Consider the following 20,397-nt stretch of genomic DNA (forward strand, 5'->3'; position numbering starts at 1 on the left):
CGCCCCGGGTCTTGCCTTTCCGGGCACAGTGCCGGGCGGGACCTCAGGTCCCCGGGTTCGACCCGCGCCACTGCACCGGCGACATCCCGTACGTCTCGCGGAACGTCCGGCTGAAGTGCGAGGGGTTGGTGAATCCCCAGCGTGCGGCCACCGCCGCGATCGACCGGTGGGCCGCGCCGGACTGGGCCAGTTCCTCCCGTGCCGCCTCCAGCCGCCGGGTGCGCACCCAGGCGTTGACGGTGGTGCCCTGGAGCTGGAAGAGCCGATGCAGGTAGCGCAGCGAGATGCCGTGCTGGTCGGCGATGTCCTGGGGGGCGAGTCCGGGATCCTGCAGCCGGGCCTGGACGGATGCCGTGATCCGCTCCCACAGCGCCGGCGCCGGCCGGCTGCTGACCTGCTCCAGGGCCAAGGTGGCCAGGATCTCCGCCGCGATGCGCGCGAGGTCGTCGCGTCGGACGGTGTCCACCCGGATGACCTCGTCGACGAGCCCGCGCAGCAGCGGCAGCATCAGGGCCGCCGCTCCCTCCCCGGTGTCGTCCACCACGGTCGCCGTCACGGCGGACAACTGCCCTTCCTCCAGCCGGAGCAGGGCACGCGGCAGCATCAGGACCCGAGCCCGCTGCCGGTGGGGCAGCACGATCCGGTACGGGCGCCGCGCGTCGTGGAACGCCAGCTGGCCGGGCCGCAGTTCGGCGGTGCGGCCGTCCTGCAACAGCAGTGCGGTGCCCTCCAGTTGCAGACGCACCAGGATGTGGGTGCTGGGGTCGGCGGCCACCGAGCGGGCGCTGCGCAGGATCGTTCCCGGGCCGAACTCCTCGGTGGCGATCTGGAGTGCGCCGAGGCGCTCGGCGGTCAGCTCGCCCGCCCATGGCCGACCGCCCTCCACGGCGACCTGCAGACCCACGAAGACCTGTGACAACGCGCGTTCCCAGGCGGCGACACGATCCCGCGGAGCAAGGCTCCGGGTGGAGAAGGTCACCCCTTGGCCGGGGGTGGTCAGCGATCCGGTCAGCACAGCGCGTCTCCCGTCGCTCGGCTCGTCACTCGGCTCGTCACTCGGCTCGTACGCTCCCGGTCGAGCCAGTCGGTGGGCGACAGGCCGAAGGAGGTGCGAAAGGCCCGGCTGAACCGAGCGGGGCTGCTGAAACCCCAGCGCCGCGCGACCTGGCCCAGGCTGGCGGATCCCGGTTCCCGTCCGGCGAGTTCCCTGCGGCACTCCTGCAGGCGCAGCTCGCGGATCCACTGGCACACGGTGGTGTTCTCGGCCTCGAACAGCCGGTGCAGATAGCGGACGGAGATGCCGTGGGCGTCGGCGACGGCCCGGGGAGTCAGGTCGGAGTCCGCCAGGTGCCAGCGGACGAAGGTCTTGATCCGCAGCAGCAGGACGCGGTCGGCGCCCGGCAGCGCGGCCGGGTCCTCGCCCAGTTGGTGCACCGCCGTGGCCGCCATCAGGTCGATGACGCCCTCGGCCAGTCGCTCGGCCACCGGTGTCGCATAGGCCTCGGATGTGTCCGCCAGCCGTTCCAGCAACGGCGTGAGCAGGGCGGTCAGACCGCCGTTCGGGCGCACGGCCCGCGCGGTGAGCTGCCACAGCTCGGCCTCGGAGCGCCCGAGCAGGTTCCGCGGGACCGCGAAGATCTTCAACCGGAAGGGTTCGGGGAAGGCGGTGCGAAAGGGCCGGACGGTCTCGAAGATCCCGATGTCGCCGGCCCGCAGCTCGGTGGTGCGGCCGTCCTGTTCGACCTGGGCCCGGCCGGTGCTCTGCAGCGCCACGAAGACGTCCCGCCCGTCGCCGCGGGCGATGAAGCGCGGTGACCGGTGGACGCGGCCCGGGTCGCACTCCACCGTGATGATCCCCAGGTCACCGAGGTGATCGGTGCGCAAGGCCGCGTCATAGGTACGGCCGTCGGTGGCGATGTCCATCCCGACCAGGGTCGCGAGCACGGCGTCGTGCCAGAAGTCCAGGCTCTCGCACGGCGGAACCGAGCGGGTGCTCAGCACCTGGGCTCGCGGCCTCCCGGAGGAGCCCGTCCACGGACGTTTCTCCTCGAGGGAGCCGATCACGGTTGACATGCCGCGAGCATGCTGTCGCCGCGGTGAGCCGCGCATCAGTCGGTCGACTGGTCACCGGCCCGTACCGCGCCCGTCAGGTCATTCGGTCACGCAGGAAGGCGCAACCGGTCACGAGAGCTGCCCGAGTGGGCGCGCTGTCGTGCAGGGTGTGCAGTGCCACGAAGTCGTGGATCGTGCCGAGGAACCGCACGGCGGACGCCTCGACGTCGGCCGCGCACAGATTCCGGGCGAACTGCTCGCCCTCGTCCCGTGCCACATCGGCCTCGGCGGTGACGATCAGCGTCGGCGGCAGCCCCACCAGGTCCTCCCTGCCCGCCCGCAGCGGGGAAGCGGTGGGCTCGTCCCGCTGGGCCGGGTCCATGACATAGCGCGCCCAGTACGCGCGCAGCGCCCGGCGGGTGAGCAGGTATCCGGTGGCGAACTCCCGTTGTGAGGGGCTGTCGCAGCGGGAGTCGGTGAGCGGGTAGTAGAGCAGCTGCGCGCGAAGGCGCGGCCCGCCCCGGTTCTTCGCCAGCATGGTCACGGCCGCGGCCAGCGTGGCTCCGGCGCAGTCGCCCGCCACGGCCAATCGGTGTGCGTCCAGGCCGAGTTCGTCGGCCCGGGAGACGGCCCAGGCCAGCAGCGCGTAGCACTCCTCCAGCGCCACGGGGTAGCGGGCCTCGGGGGTGCGGCTGTACTCGGGGACGACGGCGCACACTCCCGCGCCCTTGACCAGCTCGCTGATGAGGCGGGCATGCGTCTGCGCGTCGCCGAGCGTCCATCGGCCGCCGTGCAGGTACAGGAGGGTGGGGAGCGGGCCGGTCGCACCGGCCGGGCGGACGGTCCAGAACCCGACGAGCCCGGACGGGCCGACCGATGCCACGCGGTAGACCGCGTCCACGTCGAAGTCCTCGAACCGGTCCACCTGGGTCTCCCTGAGTGCCTGCCGTGCCGTCTCGGGGCCGAGATCGTCGAGGGACGGGGGTGCGGCGGACGCGGTGACGAGCCGTTGCACCACGGGGTCGAGGACCAGCGCCGCGCGGAAGTCACCGCCCCGCCGGCCCCCGGGGGCTGCCGGCATCACGCACCCTCCTCTGCATGGGCCGCGCCGCTCGCCGGCGGGTCCGCACGGAACCGGTCGGTCCCCGCCTCATCTGTCCTGGAGGAGGTCACGTAGTTGCTGGCGCCGGCTGACGCCGAGCTTCGGGTAGACGTTGTACAGGTGGGAGCCCACCGTACGCGGCGAGAGGAAGAGTTGTTCACCGATCTCACGATTCGAAAGGCCGCGCGCGGCCAGCAGTACGATCTGCCGCTGCTGTGCCGTCAATTGTTCCAGCAGGCCCGAGGTGTCGGGGGTGGGCGCCGCACCACTGGCACGCAGTTCGCGGGCGGCGGCCGCCGCGAGGGCGCCCGCGCCGAGGCGTTCGGCGGTCTCCCCCGCGCTGGTCAGCTGCTGGCGCGCCTCGCGTGTGCGGCGGCAGCGACGCAGCCAGATGCCGTAGTTGAGGCGGACGTGGGCGCGTTCCCACGGCCACCGGTCCGCCTCATGGTTGACCAGGGCGAGATGGAAGTGCTGCTCGGCGTCCTCGTCCGGATCGACCAGCGCGGTGGCATGGTGCAGGAGCAGCGTCATCCTGGTGCTCGGGCGGTCTCCCTGCTCCGCCCGGACGCGCGCCAGGATCGGAACGGCCTCGGCCGCGCGGCCGGTGCGTTGGGCCGCGACCGCGAGTTCGGCGATGCCCCGGGGCGACAGGACGGGGTGCGAGGGCGATCCGTCGGCGGTGAACAGCTCGCGCAGGTGCCGCCAGGCGCCGTCCCAGTCGCCGAGCGCGATGGAGGCGAGTCCCCGGGCGCGCAGCAGGCGCGCGTGGGTGGCCCGGTTCTCGTCCAGGCAGACGGCGCGCCAGACCGAGGGGGTGAGCCAGGGCTCGGGCGGGACGGTCCCGCGCAGCGCCTGCAGGGCCAGGGTCTGCGCCTGAAGGTCCGCCCGCAGGCGCGGCAGGCGCAGCACCGCGGCCTCGGCGGCGGCCTCCTCGATCAAGGCCTCGGCCTCGGTGAACCATCCGATGCTCACGAGGGTGTCCGCGAGGGCGAGAACCGTCCAGCCGCGGATGCCGAAGGCACGAGCGGTGCGCAGCTGGGCGTCGGTCTCGCGGAACTGCCCCAGACTCACGTCCGCCTCGTCGGTGAGATAGGCCGACGAGAGGACCGCCATCCGGCAGGCCGACGTGTCCAGGCCGTTCAGCGGCGCACCGTGCGGACGACCGAGGCCCGCCGGCGATCCTGTCGCGGCCTGCGGCCGGACCACCGAGGTGACCAGCGCGTCCAGCGCCTGCTGGATGTCCACCCGGCCCAGACGCCCCAACGGCCCGTCCACCGAACCCCGGGCTCCGGCCCGGACCTGGGACCGGGACCGGAACCGGTCGACGCCATCGGCCTGCCGGACACCGTCGCTCTCCCGAGCACCGTCGCTCTCTCGAGCACCGTCGGCCCCCTGAACACCGTCGGCCTCTTGAGATTCGTCGGCCTCTTGAGCACCGGCAGCCCCTTGAGACCCGTCGGTCCCCTGAGCACCGTCGGCCTCTCGACCCCCATCAGCCCCCAGCCCCCCATCGGCCTCCAGGCCATCGTCGGCTTCCAGGCCATCGTCGGCCTCGCGGGCTCGGTCGAGCAGAGCGGACAGGGCGGTCCGGTGTTCCGGCAGACCGGACTGGACGGCGATGCCCGCCGCCACCGCCGTCAACGCGAGCGCGGCGGCCCGGCCGACCGCCGGAAAGTGCTTCGAGGCGTCGACTAGCAGGTCGAAGGCCTCCCGCTGGGCGAACTCCAGAGACAGCATGGAGGCGAGGGCGCCGGCCGCCGCGCAGTCGAGTGCCGGATCCCCCGAGTCCCGGACGAAGCGGCCGTACAGGTCCCTGACCCAGCCGGGATCCCCCACCGCATGCGCCGCCACCACGGCTTCGGCCAGCCGGCGTGCGCGTTCCCGCTGCTGCGGGCTGAGCCGGGCAGCCTGCTCCAGGGCCCGCGCCGTGCCCACGGCGTCCCCGTGCCGCCACGCGGAGTCCTCCAGTACGGCGGCCACGGACTCGTCGGTCCGCAACGTGGCGTCGGCCAGGTGCCGGGCTCTGCTCTCCGGCCGCGCGACGGCCTCGGCGAGGTCCAGATGGGCCTGCTGCCGCTCGCCCGCCATGTGCCGTGAGAACGCGGCCGACCGTGCCAGCGGATGCCGGAAGACCAGCCGGTCCTCCATCAGCGAGACCAGACCGGCCGCCTCCGCCGGGGCCCACACCGCGAGGTCGTCGGTGTCCAGGGCGGCCATGAGGGCGGCGACGCTCTCCCCCGGCCCCGCGGCCGCGGCGTACAGCAGGGCCCGTCCCGTCTCGGGGGGCAGCGCGTCGAGCCGTGCCGCGAACGCGTGTGCCGTCAGCGGGCGTCGCGGCGGCGCGCCGTCGGCGCCCGCCGCTCGGGAGGGCGAGGGCACACGGCGGCTCAGTTCCACCAGCGCCAAGGGGTTTCCTTCGGCCTCCTCCAGGATCTCCAGCCGGCGCCGGCCGCTGGGCGCCGTCGGCTGCAGGTCCAGCAGCGCCGCGGCCGAGGGGGCGTTCAGCGGGCCCAGGTGCAGGGTCTCGACGCCGGGAGGCAGGCCGGGCGGGGGCGCGTCGCCGCGCGCGGTGAGCAGAAGCCGGACCGGGCGGCTGGTCAGGAACCGGATGCCCGCGCAGAGGGCGTCGAGGAAGGCACGGTCGCAGGCGTGGATGTCGTCCACGCACACCAGTACCGGCCGGGATGCGGCGAGCCGGTCCAACAGCGCCAGCAGGGCGGACTGCACCTGTCCGTCGTCCGGCCCCTCGTCGTGGGAGGCAGGGTTCAGGGCGGCGCTCAACACCTGTCCGTGTACGGCGGACAGGCCGGGCAACTCGCCCAGGACCGGCACCAGCAGCTGCTGCAGACAGGCACGGGCGTGCCGACCGTCCGCGGCCCAGCCCTGCGCCGACAGTACGAGCGTGCCGTCGCCGGCCGCCAGCTCACGGGCGTGGTGGAGCAAGGTCGTACGGCCGATCCCCTCCTCCCCGAGGAGCAGCAGCGCCTGGCACCCGCCGGGCTGCCGGGCCACGCACCGCAGGATCCGCTCGATCTCGCCGTCGCGGCCGAGCGGACGCGACGGCGCGGTACGGCGGGACCGGCGGGCGGCTTCCTCGCCGGCCGCCGATGGGGATGGGTGGACCGTCATACACGTACTCCGGGCCTGCTCGGCTGCCCACGGCTGTGGGCCTGTTTCCTGGCCGGGTTCATCATCGTGGATAAGGGGCGACGATGCTTCTGTCACATGACCGGTCGTCCGCCGTATCCGGTCCGGACCCGACGTCGGGACGACGCACGGCAAGCCCGGCTGACAGGATGACCGGGTCGTGATCATCGGCTGGAGGAGTACGACCGTGGTGCACGTGGGTCCCGGCTACCCCGCCGATCCGGGCATCCTGGGCAGGGCCGCCGAACTGGCCCGCATCGAGGAGCTGCTCGGGGCGGTGGACGGCACCGGCCCGCAGGTGCTGGTGCTGACCGGGGAGCCGGGGGCGGGCAAGAGCACCCTCGTCGACTGGACGGCCGAGCAGGGCCGGGCCCGCGCGCTGCGGGTGCTGCGCGTACGGGGCAGCGAGGGCGAGGCCGGACTCGGGCTCTCGGGCGTCCATCAGCTCCTGCATCCGCTGCTTCCCGGCGACGCGCTGCCCGCCCCGCAACGCGAGGCCCTCGACCGGGCCTTCGGTCTGTCGGCCGCGCCGGACGAGTCGGCTCTGGAGCAGTTGTCGCTGTGCGTCAGCGTGTTGGCCCTGATAGGCGACGCCGCCGCACAGCGGCCGCTGCTCCTGCTGGTGGACGACGCGCAGTGGCTGGACCTCGGCTCGGTGGACGTGCTGGGCTTCCTCGCCCGTCGCTTGGAGGGCAAGCCGGTGGTGCTGCTGCTCGCCGCCCGCGAGGATTCGGTGCCCGCCCGATTCGACCGGGACTTCCCGCAGGTGGCCATCGGCCCGCTGCGCCGGGCGGCGGCGGGGCTGCTGCTCGACGCCCTGCCGAGTCCGCCTCGCGGCCGGGCCCGCACCCGGATCCTGCAAGAGGCCGCCGGCAATCCGCTGGCCCTGATCGAGCTGACCCGCGCCCTGGCCCGGGGGCGTACCGGCACGGACCAGGGCGGCGGTGCCGCGCTGCCGCTCACCGCCCGCCTGGAGAACCTGTTCGCCGCCGAGCTGACCGGACTGCCCGAGTCCACGCGCGAGGCACTCGTCCTGGTCGCCGCGGCCGGCACCGGACACCTGGCCGACCTGCTGCGCGCCGCCCCGTCATCGGACGTCGTACAGGCTCTGGTCCCCGCGGAGCGCGTCGCACTGGTGCGGATCGAGGACGGCCAGGTGCTGCTCCGCCACCCGCTGGTCCGCTCGGCCATCCTCCACGCGGCCTCCTTCGCCGAGCGCCGGCAAGCCCATCTCGCCCTGGCCTCCGCTCTCGCCGGGGAACCGGACCGCCGCGCCTGGCACCTGGCCGCCGCGGCGACGGGCCAGGACGCGGAGATCGCCGACGCGCTGGCCGAGAGTGCCGAGCGCGCCCGGGCCCGGGGCGGGTACGCGGCGGCCGCGGCGGCACTGGAACGCGCCGCTGAGCTGACGCCGGCGCCGCAACTGCGCGCCCGGCGCCTGCTGATGGCCGCTCAGGCCGCGATGTTCGCCGGCCATCCGCAGTGGGTGGGCGAGATCAGCGGCCGGGTGGGCGATCTGACCGAGGACGCGCGGCTGCGGGCGGAGGCGTCCCTTCTTGGCGGGTGGGCACTGGGCATGACACTCCGTCACGAGGAGGCACTGACGCTCCTGTTCGGCGTCGCCGAAGCCACCGCCACCTCGGCACCGGACCTGGCGCTGAGCACCCTGAGCACCGCCGCGACGTCCGTGTACCACTCCGGGTCGGCGTTCCACCGGTCCGAACTGCGGCGGATCGGCGCCCTGATCGACGAAACCGGTGATCCCGCCGCCCTCGCCTGGTCCCGGGCGGCCGTCGACCCGCACCGCCGACGGTCCCAGCTCCTCGGGCTGTCGAAGGACGCGCTGGCCGCCATGGCGCCGGAGTCCTTGGCGGACCTGACGGCGCTGGGCGCCACGACCTGGATCCTGGACGAGACCGAGCAGGCCGTCCGCCTTCTCGGGCAGACCATGGACGTCATACGCCGCGCGGGCAGCGCGGGCATGAACGCGAGCGTCACGCAGACGCTCGCCCTCGCCCTGTTCGAGAGCGGTTCGTGGACGGCTGCCCAGGACGCGGCGGACGAGGCGTTCTGGACGGCGACCGAGGCGGGAGCCGACAACGTGACCCTGGGCTCCTGCCTCCTCCAGGCCACCCTGCTCGCACTGCGCGGAGACCACGCGACCGCGCGGGCGCAGGCGATGGAAGCCGTACGGGGCGTGGACCTGCGCCGGTCCCTGAACCTCCAGGTCCGACACCGGTACGCGGCGGGAATGGCCGCGTTCGTCGCCGGGGACCACGCCGATGCCTACGAGCAGCTGCGCGCGACGTTCACCCGCGACTTCCGCCCCGCTCCCGTCCACTACCACGCCTCCGTCTACCACCTGGGCGACCTGGCCGCCGCGGCGGTCCGCGCCGGACGGACGGACGACGCGCGCACGGTGGTGGAGGCCGTCGAGCACGGCCTGGGTCCCGACAGGTCACCCCGGCTGTCCGCCGTGCTCCACCGAGCCGCCGCCCTGCTGGGCGGGGTCGAGCGGGCCGAGGACCACTTCCGTGCCGCACTGGCCGACTCCACCACCGACTGCTGGCCCTTCGAGAAGGCACTCACCCGGCTCGACTTCGGCGAGTGGCTGCGCCGGCGCCACCGCAGCGCCGAGGCACGCCCGCACCTGAACGCGGCGCTGGAGTGCTTCCAGCGGCTCGACGCCCGGCCCTGGACCGATCGCGCCGCGTCGGAACTGCGCGCCGCGGGAGCCCCCGCTGCGACGGCAGCGAGTGCGCCGGGCGAACTCACCGTACGGGAAAGGCAGATCGCCGAGCTGGCCGCGCAGGGCTTGACCAACCGCGACATCGGGGCCCGCTTGTACCTCTCCCCTCGCACCGTCGGCTACCACCTGCACAAGATCTTCCCCAAGCTGGGCATCCACACCCGGGCTCAACTCCGCGACACCCTGCCGCAGGACCCACCGCAGTGACGGAAAGCCGGGCGAACGGGGGCGGCAGCCCCAGTGGGCGGGTGCCCTTCGCGGGTCGTGTCCCCTCATCCCGGCCGGCCGTGGGAGCCCGCTTCCAGGGTTGCGCGAAGGGTGGCCAGGGTCGAGGCGATGCGGGCCAGGTCGTCGGGGGGAACCGCCGCGGTCAGTGAGGTCAGCTCGCTTTCGACGATGGGGCGGGAAGCGGACAACCGCTCCTCACCCGGGGGCGTGAGGCGCAGGACGGACGAGCGGCGGTCCTCGGGGTGCGCGACCCGCAGGCACCAGCCCGCAGCCACCAGCCGGTCGACCGCCTTGCTGACGGCCCCCACGGTGATCGCAAGTTCGCCGACGATGTCGAGCACGCGGCACCCCGGCACGCGGTCGATGATCTCCAAAAGTTCGAACTGCCCCAGCCCCAGCCCTTGCTCGGCACGCAACCTGGCGCTCACCGCGTTGTAGAGCCGGGTCTCGACGCGGACCAGATCGATGAAGATCGGGGTGATGTGACTCACATTGGCCTTCCAGTAGATTCCTGGGAATCATCTTCCTTGGAATCCGGTTGGAGCCAGGCAGGTGGATTCCCAGGAATCCATCCTCGCACCCCGACCCATGGAGGCCCCACATGTCCCGAGAGCAGCGCGACGCCCTGGACGCGACACTTCGTTCCGCCCCTCGCCCCGAGACCCGGCCCACTCCCGAGGAGCAGCGCAGCGGTTTCGCCGCGGCCGTCACCCGCCCCGCGCCGGAGGGCGTGGTCACCCGCAGGACCGTGCTGGGCGGGCGGCCGACCCTGGAACTGGAGCCGGCCGAAGCCTCCGCCCGCGGCCGACTGCTCTACCTGCACGGCGGCGGCTACGTCATCGGCTCACCGGACACCCACGCAGGGCTGGTCGGTGAACTGGCCCGCCGCGCCGGGCTGCACGCGACGTCGGTGGACTACCGGCTGGCGCCCGAGCACCCTTTCCCCGCGGCGGTCGACGACGGGCTCGCGGCCTACCGCGAGCTGCTGGCGTCGGGCACCGACCCGCGGGACCTCGTCATGGCCGGTGACTCCGCCGGTGGCGGATTGAGCATCGCCACGCTGCTCGCCGCCCGGGAGGCCGGGCTGCCGCAACCGGCCGCCGTGGTCGTCTTCTCCCCCTGGGCCGACCTCACCCTCGCCGGAGGAAGCATCCGCTCCAAGGAGGGCGCCGACCCCATTTTCACCGAGGCCGACGTGCGCGCCTACGCCGATCTCTACGTCGGCGCGGGCGACCGGGCACATCCTCTGGCCAGCCCGGTGTTCGCCGACCTCGCCGGACTGCCGCCACTCCTCGTGCAGGTCGGGTCGAACGAGGTGCTCCTCGACGACGCGGTCCGGCTGGCCGGCCGCGCGGGCGCCGACGGCGTCGAGGTCACGCTCGAAGTCGGCCCCGGCCTCCCCCACGTCTTCCAGCACCACTACGGCCGCCTCGACGAGGCGGACGCCGCACTCGACCGCGCCGCCCGCTTCCTCACCGCCCACCTGAGCGCCGGGCGCCCGGGCGCCGCCCCTCTCGAACCGGTCCACTGACACCGACCCCGGCGGCCTCCATTTCGCACGGCCGGTCACGCCACAGCCCAGAAAAGCAGAAAACCCCTGATCAACAGGGGTCTTAGCTGGTTAGCTGGTGTCCGAGGGGGGACTTGAACCCCCACGCCCGATAAAGGGCACTAGCACCTCAAGCTAGCGCGTCTGCCATTCCGCCACCCGGACCAGGTGTCTGTCGCCCGGCCGGGGGTGTTCCCCGCGGCGACGTGGACAACAATACCAAGGTTTCGGAGTGCGTTTCACCTGCGTATCGGGGCGATGGGCGGCGGCCCGGGGGGAGCCGGGCCGCCGGGATCGGTGACCGTGCACAGAGCGCGAGCGATGCCGTACGCGTCGTGATGATCAAGGCATGAGCTGGTACTCCGGGAAGTTACCGGGCAGTCGCTCGCCCGCCGGCCCCTGGGTGACCGCGCGCACCAGAAGGTCGCCGCCGACGAAGGCCCCGCGCCAGGAGGCGCCGAAGCCGCCGAACAGCTCGGCGCGGTCGCCGCGGGAGCGGGGGACTCCGTGCCCGGTCTTGAAGGCGCGGATCTGCGGGGCGAGCCGGTCGTAGGTGGCCTGGTCGTCCGTGGCGAGCGTCGCGACCAGCGCTCCGTTGGACGCGTTCATGGCAGCCAGCAGCTCGGCCTCGGTGTCGACCAGGACGATCGTGTCGACGGGGCCGAAGGGCTCCGCGTGGTGAAGGGGGGAGGAGGGCGGTGGGTTGAGGAGCGTGACCGGGTGGACGTAGGCGGAGGTGTCCTGGCCCGGCAGGAAGCGCGTGCCGTCCGGACGGCCGCGGTACAGCGGTACGGCGCCCCGGTCGACGGCCTCGGTCACCTGGTCGGTGAGTTCCTTGGCCTTGGCCGCGTTGATCAGGGGGCCGAAGTCCAGCTCGGGGAGCGGGTCGGCGGGGTCCGCCACCGCGAGGGGATGGCCCACGCGGACGGAGCGGACCGCGGGCAGGTAGGTGTCCAGGAACGCGTCGAACAGCGACCGCTGGACGACGAAGCGCGGGTAGGCGGTGCAGCGCTGTTTGCCGTAGTCGAACAGCTTGGGGATCACGGCGCCGAGCCGCTCCCAGTCGGAGAAGTTCCAGATGCCCCAGGTGTTGAGCCCCTCCTGTTCCAGGATGTGCCGTCTGCCGAGGCCGCCGACGGCGGTGGCGACGTCGGCACCGGTGTCGCGGCCGCCGACGAAGGAGACGCAGCCGATCTCCGGCGCCCGCACCAGGGGCTGGTTCAGCTCCCGGCCGCTGCCGCCGACCAGGGTGACGGGCACCCCCTCGCGGGCGGCCAGCGCCATGGCGAGGGTGAGGCAGGCCACCCCGCCGTCGGTCGGGGTCTTGGCGATCACCGCGTTGCCCGCCAGGGCCTGCACCAGGGCGGCGTGCACGAGCACGCTCATGGGGTAGTTCCAGCTGGCGATGTTGGAGACGGGGCCGTCCAGCGGGGTCCGGCCGGCCAGCATGGGCTCGATGCCGTCGACGTACCAGCGCACTCCGTCGATCGCCCGGTCCACGTCCGCCGCGGCGAGCCGCCAGGGCTTGCCGATCTCCCAGACGAGCAGCAGGGCGAGCAGGTCGCGGTGCGCGGTGAGCGCGTCCAGGGCGGCGGCGATCCGCGAGCGCCGTTCGGGCAGCGGGATGTGCCGCCAGGCGCGGTGCTGGTCGAGCGCGGCGCGCACGGCCCGCTGGGCGGTGGCGCCGTCGAGGCGTGGCGCGCCGGCGATCGGGCTGCCGTCGACCGGGGTGCTCGCCGGGAGGGTGCGTCCGCCGGACTGCCACGCGGCACCCCAGAGGTTGAGCGCGTGGTCGTCCCGGAAGGCCTCGGGCGCGGCGTCGAGGCAGCGCTGCCAGGCGTCGGCGTAGGCCGTGCCCGGTTTGAGCAGCACGGGAGTCGGGGGGTGCGGGGGCGGCGGGTTCGGGGTGAGGGTGGATGGCATGCGTCGGCTCCGCTCTCGGTGCACGGTCGGGGCGGGGTGAGGTGCGTGAGGTGGGGGGATGGGTGGGGGGGTGGGGGGGTGGGTGGGGTGAGGCAGGGGGTGGAAGAGGGGGCGGCTTGCGGCCCACGTGGTCGTGAGGCGGCGTTCCCGTGTCAGTCGGCTCGGAGAGTCCTCAGCACCAGGGCGGCCGTCTCGGACGGCGTGCGGCCGACTCGGACTTCGGCCGCTTCCAGGGCCTCCTGCTTGGCGCGGGCGGTGCCGGCCGTGCCGGAGACGATCGCGCCGGCGTGGCCCATGGTGCGGCCCTCGGGAGCGGTGAACCCGGCGATGTAGCCGACGACCGGCTTGGTGACGTGGTCGCGGATGTGGGCGGCGGCCCGTTCCTCCGCGTCGCCGCCGATCTCCCCGATCAGGACGATGAGTTCGGTGTCGGGGTCGTCCTGGAACGCGGCCAGGCAGTCGATGTGGCTGGTACCGACCACCGGGTCGCCGCCGATGCCGACGCAGGTGGAGAAGCCGATGTCGCGGAGTTCGTACATGAGTTGGTACGTCAGCGTGCCCGACTTGGACACCAGGCCGATGGGGCCGGGCTTGGTGATGTCGGCGGGGATGATGCCCGCGTTGGACTGGCCGGGGGTGATCAGGCCGGGGCAGTTGGGGCCGATGACACGGGTGCCGCGCCGTGCGGCGTACGAGGTGAGGGCGACCGTGTCGTGGACCGGTATGCCCTCGGTGATGACGACGGCGAGGGGGATCCCGGCGTCGGCGGCCTCGACGACGGCGTCCTTGGCGAAGGGGGGCGGGACGAAGACGACGGTGACGTCGGCTCCGGTCGACCGTATGCCGTCGGCGACCGATCCGAAGACGGGCACGCCCCGCCCGCCGAAGTCGACGTTCTGCCCGGCCTTGCGCGGGTTGACCCCGCCGACGACGTTCGTGCCGGCCGCGAGCATGCGCCGGGTGTGCCTCATGCCCTGGCCCCCGGTCATGCCCTGGACGAGGACCTTGCTCTCCTTGGTGAGGTGGATGGCCATGTCCCGGCTCCTCAGGCGGTGTGGGCGAGTTCGGCGGCCCGGCGGGCGGCGCCGTCCATGGTGGTGGCGTGCTCGACGAGCGGATGGGCGCGCTCGCCGAGGATGGCGCGTCCGCGTGCGGCGTTGTTGCCGTCGAGCCGGACGACGAGCGGCTTGGTGAGCCGGACGGTGTCCACGGCCGACACGATCCCCTCGGCGACCGCGTCGCAGGCGGTGATGCCGCCGAAGACGTTGACGAGGACGGACTTCACGGCCGGGTCGGAGAGGATCACCGACAGTCCGTCGGCCATCACCTGTGCGGAGGCCCCGCCGCCGATGTCCAGGAAGTTGGCGGGTCGGGCGCCGCAGCCGGCGACGACGTCCAGGGTGGACATGACCAGTCCCGCGCCGTTGCCGATGACGCCGACCTCGCCGTCGAGCCGGACGTAGGTGAGGCCGCGTTCGGCGGCGGCCGCCTCCAGCGGGTCCTGGTGCCGCTCGCCGTGCTCGCCCAGGCGGGCCTGCCGGAAGCGGGCGTTGTCGTCCAGGGTGACCTTGCCGTCGAGGGCGAGGATCTGCCCCTGGCCGGTGCGCACCAACGGGTTGACCTCGACGAGCAGGGCGTCCTCGCGGACCAGGACCTGCCAAAGCCGCATCAGGACGTCGACGGTCTGGGGCGGCAGCCCGGCCGTGGCCGCGATCTCCTGCGCCGTGGCGGAGGTGACGCCCTCGGCCCGGTCGACGGGGATCCGGGCCACCGCCTCGGGCCGGGTCGCGGCCACGTCCTCGATCTCCATGCCGCCCTGTGCGGAGGCGATGGCGAGGAAGCCGCCCGCGGTGCGGTCGAGGACGTAGGAGACGTAGAACTCCTCGGCGACGTCGACCGGTTCGGCGAGCATCACGGTGCCGACCCGGTGGCCCTTGATGTCCGTGCCCAGCATCTGGCGTGCCGTCAGCTCGGCGGCGGCCGGGTCGGCGGCGAACCTGACTCCGCCCGCCTTGCCGCGCCCGCCCGTCTTCACCTGGGCCTTGACGACCGCACGGCCGCCCAGCCGGCGGGCGATCCCGCGGGCTTCCTGGGGCGAGTCGGTGACCTCGGCCCGCGGCACGGGGATGCCGTGCTCCTCGAACAGCTGCCGTGCCTGGTGTTCGTACAGGTCCATGTGCGGCTCCTGTCTGCCGGGTCGGCGCGATGGCGCGACGCCTGCGCATATGTCGGTGAGTCACCGCCGGCCCGGCCTCCGTGACGGAGAGCGGCCGGATTTCGGTGACCGAAAAGTACGTACGCCCCCTGGACACCACCCACTTGGATGCGGGATAACAAGCTTCATACAGTATTCGTCGACTGTATGCAATCTACCGCATACACCATGCCGAAGTGCGCATACAGGACAACCGCGAGCCGCCCAACCCCTACGAAAGGGACAGGACTTCGCCATGCCCGACGACACCCAGGACGTGATCTCCGGTGGTCATCTCGTTGCCAAGGCACTGAAGGCCGAGGGGGTCGACCGCATCTACACGTTGTGCGGTGGCCACATCATCGACATCTACGACGGTTGCGTCGACGAGGGCATAGAAGTCGTCGACGTCCGCCACGAGCAGGTCGCCGCGCACGCAGCCGACGGCTACGCCCGGATCACCGGCAGGCCGGGCTGTGCGGTGGTCACCGCCGGCCCCGGAACGACCGACGCCGTCACCGGGGTCGCCAACGCCTTCCGGGCGGAGTCCCCGATGCTGCTGATCGGTGGCCAGGGCGCGCTCACCCAGCACAAGATGGGGTCCCTGCAGGACCTGCCGCACGTCGACATGATGGCGCCGATCACCAAGTTCGCGGCGACGGTGCCGGACACCGCCCGCGCCGCGGACATGGTGTCGATGGCGTTCCGCGAGTGCTACCACGGCGCGCCCGGCCCCTCCTTCCTGGAGATCCCCCGCGACGTCCTGGACGCGAAGGTGCCCGCGGACAGGGCGCGGGTGCCGAGGGCCGGCGCCTACCGGGCCTCGACCCGCTCGGCCGGCGACCCCGAGGCGATCGAGCGCCTCGCCGACCTGCTGGTCCACGCCGAGAAGCCGGCGATCCTGCTCGGCAGCCAGGTGTGGACGACCCGGGGCACCGAGCCCGCCATCGAGCTGGTGCGCGCTCTCAACATCCCGGCCTACATGAACGGTGCGGGGCGTGGCACGCTCCCGCCGGGCGACCCGCACCACTTCCAGCTCTCGCGCCGCTACGCCTTCTCGAACGCCGACGTGATCGTGATCGTCGGCACGCCCTTCGACTTCCGCATGGGCTACGGCAAGCGTCTCTCCCCCGATGCCACGGTCGTCCAGATCGACCTCGACTACCGCACCGTCGGCAAGAACCGGGACATCGACCTCGGTATCGTCGGCGACGCGGGGCTCGTCCTGACGTCCGTCGCCGAGGCGGCCTCCGGACGGGTCGACGGCGGTGCCTCCAAGCGCAAGGAGTGGCTGGACGAGCTGCGCGCCGCCGAGCAGAGCGCGCTGGAGAAGCGGCTGCCGCAGCTGAGGTCGGACGCCTCCCCCATCCATCCGTACCGGCTGGTCAGCGAGATCAACGACTTCCTCACCGAGGACTCGATCTACATCGGTGACGGCGGCGACATCGTCACCTTCTCCGGGCAGGTGGTGCAGCCCAAGTCGCCCGGCCACTGGATGGACCCCGGCCCGCTGGGCACCCTCGGCGTCGGCGTCCCCTTCGTGCTCGCCGCCAAGCAGGCCCGCCCCGACAAGGAGGTCGTCGCCCTCTTCGGCGACGGCGCGTTCTCCCTGACCGGCTGGGACTTCGAGACCCTCGTCCGCTACGACCTGCCCTTCGTCGGGATCGTCGGCAACAACTCCTCCATGAACCAGATCCGTTACGGCCAGGCCGCCAAGTACGGCAAGGAGCGCGAGCGGGTCGGCAACACCCTCGGCGACGTGGCGTACGACAAGTTCGCCCGGATGCTGGGCGGTCACGGCGAGGAGGTCCGCGACCCCGCCGACATCGGCCCCGCGCTGCGCCGGGCCCGGGAGTCGGGCAAGCCGTCGCTGATCAACGTCTGGGTCGACCCGGACGCCTACGCCCCCGGAACCATGAACCAGACCATGTACAAGTGAGGAGCGCCAGGCATGACCAAGGCACTTGACGGCATCCGCGTCCTGGACATGACGCACGTCCAGTCCGGGCCCTCCGCCACCCAGCTGCTGGCCTGGCTCGGCGCCGACGTCGTCAAACTCGAGGCACCGAGCGGCGACATCACCCGCAGGCAGCTGCGCGACCTCCCGGACGTGGACTCGCTGTACTTCACGATGCTGAACTGCAACAAGCGCAGCATCACCCTGAACACCAAGACCGAGCGCGGCAAGGAGATCCTGACCGAGCTGATCCGGCGCTCGGACGTCATGGTCGAGAACTTCGGGCCGGGCGCCGTGGACCGGATGGGGTTCACCTGGGACCGGATCAAGGAGATCAACCCCCGGATCGTCTACGCCTCCATCAAGGGCTTCGGCGAGGGCCCGTACACCGACTTCAAGGCGTACGAGGTCGTCGCGCAGGCGATGGGCGGCTCGATGGCGACCACCGGATTCGAGGACGGTCCCCCGCTGGCGACCGGCGCGCAGATCGGCGACTCCGGCACCGGGGTGCACACGGTCGCCGGGATACTGGCGGCGCTCCTGCAGCGCGAGCGCACCGGACGCGGGCAGCGCGTCAACGTCGCCATGCAGCACGCCGTGCTCAATCTGTGCCGGGTCAAGCTGCGCGACCAGCAGCGCCTCGCGCACGGGCCGCTCGCCGAGTACCCCAACGAGGACTTCGGCGACGAGGTGCCCCGCTCCGGCAACGCCTCCGGCGGCGGGCAGCCCGGCTGGGCGGTCAAGTGCGCGCCGGGCGGCCCCAACGACTACGTCTACGTCATCGTCCAGCCCGTCGGCTGGAAGCCGGTCACCGAGCTGATCGGCCGGCCGGAGCTGGCCGACGACCCCGAGTGGGCCACCCCGGAGGCGAGGCTGCCGAAGCTGAACAAGATGTTCCAGCTGATCGAGGAGTGGTCCGCCACCCTCCCCAAGTGGGAGGTGCTGGAGAAGCTGAACACGCACAACATCCCGTGCGGGCCGATCCTGTCCACCAAGGAGATCATCGAGGACGAGTCGCTCGCCGCCAACGAGATGGTGGTCCGGGTCGCGCACCCCGAACGCGGCGAGTTCGTCACCGTCGGCAGCCCGCTCAAGCTGTCCGACTCCCCCGTCGAGGTGAGCAGTTCACCGCTGCTCGGCGAGCACAACGAAGAGGTCTACGTCGGCGAACTGGGCCTCGGCGACGAGGAGCTGCGCCTGCTGAAGTCGAACGGAGTGATCTGACGTGATGGCCGAAGACCGGGTGCTGAAGGTGCGCGCCCTCCTCGACGCGGTGCGCGCCGAGGCCCGCACCGCGCTGACCGCGCCCGAGGGCAAGGTGATCGCCGACGCGTACGGGATCGCCGTTCCGGGCGAGGAACTGGCAACCGACGTGGACGAGGCGGTGGCCGCCGCGGCACGGTTCGCGGGGCCGGTGGTGATGAAGATCGTCTCCCCGGACATCCTGCACAAGACCGACGCCGGCGGGGTCGTGGTGGGCGTCGAGGGAGCGGCGGACGTCCGGGCCGCGTTCTGCCGGATCATCGAGAACGCGCGCGCGTACGACGCCGAGGCCCGCATCGCGGGCGTACAGGTGCAGGAGCTACTGCCGAAGGGGCTGGAGGTCATCGTCGGCGCGGTCACCGACCCGACGTTCGGGAAGGTGGTGGCGTTCGGCCTCGGCGGTGTGCTGGTCGAGGTGCTGAAGGACGTGACGTTCCGGCTGGCGCCGGTCACCGCCGACGAGGCGATGTCGATGCTGGACTCCATCCGGTCGGCGGAGATCCTGCGCGGGGTGCGCGGGCAGGCCGGGGTGGACCGGTGGGCGGTCGCCGAGCAGATCCGGCGGGTCGCCCAACTGGTCGCGGACTTCCCGGAGATCGCCGAGGTCGACCTCAACCCGGTGATCGCGACGCCGGAGGGGGCGATGGCCGCCGACATCCGGGTGATCCTCGCCGGGAAACAGCCGGTGCCGAGGAAGACGTACACCCGCGAGGAGATCCTCGCCTCCATGCGCCGGCTGATGCAGCCGTCCTCCGTCGCCGTCATCGGCGCGTCCAACGAGCAGGGCAAGATCGGCAATTCGGTCATGCGCAACCTCGTCGACGGCGGGTTCTCCGGGGAGATCCATCCGGTGAACCCCAAGGCCGATGACATTCTGGGCCGCAAGGCGTACAAGAGTGTCACGGACGTTCCCGGTGAGGTGGATGTGGCAGTCTTCGCCATCCCCGCCAGGTTCGTGGCCCCGGCCCTGGAGGAGGTGGGACGCAAGAACATCCCCAACGCCGTCCTCATCCCGTCCGGGTTCGCCGAGACCGGCGAGCACGAACTGCAGGCGCGGATCGTGGAGATCGCCGAGCGGCACGGCATCCGTCTGCTCGGCCCGAACATCTACGGCTACTACTCCACGTGGCAGGACCTGTGCGCCACGTTCTGCACACCGTACGACGTCAAGGGCCCGGTGGCGCTGACCTCGCAGTCCGGCGGCATCGGCATGGCCATCCTCGGCTTCGCCCGCACCACGAAGACGGGCGTGTCGGCGATCGTCGGCCTCGGCAACAAGTCGGACCTCGACGAGGACGACCTGCTGACCTGGTTCGGCGAGGACCCGCACACCGAGTGCATCGCCATGCATCTCGAAGACCTCAAGGACGGACGGGCGTTCGTGGCGGCGGCGCGCGCGACCGTGCCGAAGAAGCCGGTGGTGGTGCTGAAGGCGGGCCGTACGGCGGCGGGCGCGAAGGCGGCCGGCTCGCACACCGGAGCGCTGGCGGGCGACGACGCGGTGTACGACGACATCCTCCGGCAGGCGGGGGTCATCCGGGCGCCGGGCCTGAACGACATGCTGGAGTACGCCCGTGCCCTGCCCGTCCTGCCCGCGCCCAAGGGCGACAACGTCGTGATCATCACCGGCGCGGGCGGCAGCGGTGTGCTGCTGTCGGACGCGGTGACCGACAACGGGCTGTCCCTGATGGAGATCCCGCCCGACCTCGACGAGGCGTTCCGCCGGTTCATCCCGCCGTTCGGCGCGGCCGGCAACCCGGTCGACATCACCGGGGGCGAGCCGCCGTCGACGTACGAGGCGACGATCCGGCTCGGCCTTGAGGATCCGCGGATCCACGCGCTCGTCCTCGGCTACTGGCACACCATCGTCACCCCGCCGATGGTCTTCGCGGAGCTGACGGCACGCGTGGTCGCGGAGTTCCGCGAGCGGGGCGTCGAGAAGCCGGTCGTGGCTTCCCTCGCGGGGGACGTCGAGGTCGAGGAGGCCTGTCAGTACCTGTTCGAGAGGGGGGTCGTGGCCTACCCGTACACGACGGAGAAGCCGGTGGCCGCGCTGGGGGCGAAGTATCGCTGGGCGCGTGCGGCCGGGCTGCTGGGGGGCGGCTCATGAGGTGAGTGGCGCGGGGGCCGGCCGGCGGTGCGCGTCGGCCGTCCCCGGGACCCGAGCGCGCACGAAAGGCATTGGACAGGGGGCGCTGGCCAGAACTTTCGACGCAAGGGGTGCAAGTCGCGA

At 72.6% G+C, this 20,397-nt stretch carries 13 protein-coding genes and 1 tRNA gene; 5 read left to right on the plus strand and 9 right to left on the minus strand.

What is annotated here, in order from left to right; all coding sequences use genetic code 11:
* Positions 1-43: 43 nt before the first annotated feature.
* The 4 genes from AQI95_RS23060 to AQI95_RS23075 all read right to left on the minus strand — a co-directional run bounded on the left by AQI95_RS23060 (position 44) and on the right by AQI95_RS23075 (position 6,283).
* On the minus strand, positions 44-1,015 hold the full coding sequence (locus AQI95_RS23060) for a helix-turn-helix domain-containing protein (protein WP_244188818.1): 972 nt from the start codon (positions 1,013-1,015) through the stop codon (positions 44-46).
* The gene (locus AQI95_RS23065) at positions 1,009-2,073 is read right to left on the minus strand and encodes a helix-turn-helix domain-containing protein (protein ID WP_167361957.1); all 1,065 of its coding nucleotides are present in this window, start codon (positions 2,071-2,073) and stop codon (positions 1,009-1,011) included. Before AQI95_RS23065 ends, AQI95_RS23060 begins: the two co-directional genes overlap by 7 nt.
* Positions 2,074-2,146: 73 nt before the next feature.
* Positions 2,147-3,133: an alpha/beta hydrolase gene (locus AQI95_RS23070; protein WP_067126815.1), complete on the minus strand. Its 987-nt coding sequence runs from the start codon at positions 3,131-3,133 to the stop codon at positions 2,147-2,149.
* Between the two features lie 69 nt (positions 3,134-3,202).
* A complete protein-coding gene (locus tag AQI95_RS23075; protein ID WP_067126818.1) occupies positions 3,203-6,283 on the minus strand; it encodes a helix-turn-helix transcriptional regulator in 3,081 nt (1,026 codons plus the stop codon).
* Between the two features lie 205 nt (positions 6,284-6,488).
* Between AQI95_RS23075 and AQI95_RS23080 the strand changes: the two genes are divergently transcribed.
* Positions 6,489-9,257, plus strand: a complete 2,769-nt coding sequence (locus AQI95_RS23080; protein WP_244188819.1) for an ATP-binding protein — start codon at positions 6,489-6,491, stop codon at positions 9,255-9,257.
* Positions 9,258-9,322: 65 nt separating this feature from the next.
* Here the strand turns inward: AQI95_RS23080 and AQI95_RS23085 are convergent, their stop codons facing one another.
* Positions 9,323-9,769: a MarR family winged helix-turn-helix transcriptional regulator gene (locus AQI95_RS23085; protein ID WP_067126821.1), complete on the minus strand. Its 447-nt coding sequence runs from the start codon at positions 9,767-9,769 to the stop codon at positions 9,323-9,325.
* 110 nt (positions 9,770-9,879) lie between these two features.
* Here AQI95_RS23085 and AQI95_RS23090 point away from each other — a divergent pair, with 110 nt between their 5' ends.
* The gene (locus tag AQI95_RS23090) at positions 9,880-10,809 is read left to right on the plus strand and encodes an alpha/beta hydrolase (protein WP_067126824.1); all 930 of its coding nucleotides are present in this window, start codon (positions 9,880-9,882) and stop codon (positions 10,807-10,809) included.
* 95 nt (positions 10,810-10,904) lie between these two features.
* Here the strand turns inward: AQI95_RS23090 and AQI95_RS23095 are convergent.
* The 4 genes from AQI95_RS23095 to sucC form a co-directional block, all read right to left on the minus strand.
* Positions 10,905-10,992, minus strand: a tRNA-Leu gene (locus tag AQI95_RS23095).
* Between the two features lie 177 nt (positions 10,993-11,169).
* A complete protein-coding gene (locus AQI95_RS23100) occupies positions 11,170-12,750 on the minus strand; it encodes an aldehyde dehydrogenase family protein (protein WP_067126827.1) in 1,581 nt (526 codons plus the stop codon).
* 152 nt (positions 12,751-12,902) lie between these two features.
* Positions 12,903-13,784, minus strand: coding sequence for a succinate--CoA ligase subunit alpha (sucD, locus tag AQI95_RS23105; RefSeq protein WP_067126830.1), 882 nt, complete (start codon positions 13,782-13,784; stop codon positions 12,903-12,905).
* A gap of 11 nt (positions 13,785-13,795) precedes the next feature.
* Complete coding sequence (gene sucC / locus AQI95_RS23110; RefSeq protein ID WP_067126832.1) at positions 13,796-14,926, minus strand: ADP-forming succinate--CoA ligase subunit beta; 1,131 nt, start codon at positions 14,924-14,926, stop codon at positions 13,796-13,798.
* A gap of 274 nt (positions 14,927-15,200) precedes the next feature.
* On the opposite strand from sucC, the gene AQI95_RS23115 reads away from it, so the two are divergent.
* The 3 genes from AQI95_RS23115 to AQI95_RS23125 are packed head-to-tail and all read left to right on the plus strand — an operon-like array spanning position 15,201 to position 20,274.
* Positions 15,201-16,883 carry a thiamine pyrophosphate-binding protein gene (locus AQI95_RS23115; protein ID WP_067126835.1) on the plus strand — a complete coding sequence of 561 codons (1,683 nt, stop codon included), beginning with the start codon at positions 15,201-15,203 and terminating at the stop codon, positions 16,881-16,883.
* A gap of 12 nt (positions 16,884-16,895) precedes the next feature.
* Positions 16,896-18,125, plus strand: coding sequence for a formyl-CoA transferase (gene frc, locus AQI95_RS23120; protein WP_067126838.1), 1,230 nt, complete (start codon positions 16,896-16,898; stop codon positions 18,123-18,125).
* A 4-nt stretch (positions 18,126-18,129) separates the two neighbouring features.
* Complete coding sequence (locus AQI95_RS23125; RefSeq protein ID WP_067127500.1) at positions 18,130-20,274, plus strand: acetate--CoA ligase family protein; 2,145 nt, start codon at positions 18,130-18,132, stop codon at positions 20,272-20,274.
* Positions 20,275-20,397: the final 123 nt, after the last annotated feature.

Origin of the sequence: Streptomyces yokosukanensis (assembly GCF_001514035.1) — a bacterium.
Lineage (GTDB): Bacteria > Actinomycetota > Actinomycetes > Streptomycetales > Streptomycetaceae > Streptomyces > Streptomyces yokosukanensis.

Coding starts and splice junctions, on each gene's coding strand:
- AQI95_RS23100 (WP_067126827.1), bottom strand. CDS start 12,750: ATGCCATCCACCCTCACCCCGAACCCGCCGCCCCCGCACCCCCCGACT.
- AQI95_RS23115 (WP_067126835.1), top strand. CDS start 15,201: ATGCCCGACGACACCCAGGACGTGATCTCCGGTGGTCATCTCGTTGCC.
- sucD (WP_067126830.1), bottom strand. CDS start 13,784: ATGGCCATCCACCTCACCAAGGAGAGCAAGGTCCTCGTCCAGGGCATG.
- sucC (WP_067126832.1), bottom strand. CDS start 14,926: ATGGACCTGTACGAACACCAGGCACGGCAGCTGTTCGAGGAGCACGGC.
- frc (WP_067126838.1), top strand. CDS start 16,896: ATGACCAAGGCACTTGACGGCATCCGCGTCCTGGACATGACGCACGTC.
- AQI95_RS23070 (WP_067126815.1), bottom strand. CDS start 3,133: ATGCCGGCAGCCCCCGGGGGCCGGCGGGGCGGTGACTTCCGCGCGGCG.
- AQI95_RS23125 (WP_067127500.1), top strand. CDS start 18,130: ATGGCCGAAGACCGGGTGCTGAAGGTGCGCGCCCTCCTCGACGCGGTG.
- AQI95_RS23075 (WP_067126818.1), bottom strand. CDS start 6,283: ATGACGGTCCACCCATCCCCATCGGCGGCCGGCGAGGAAGCCGCCCGC.
- AQI95_RS23065 (WP_167361957.1), bottom strand. CDS start 2,073: ATGTCAACCGTGATCGGCTCCCTCGAGGAGAAACGTCCGTGGACGGGC.
- AQI95_RS23090 (WP_067126824.1), top strand. CDS start 9,880: ATGTCCCGAGAGCAGCGCGACGCCCTGGACGCGACACTTCGTTCCGCC.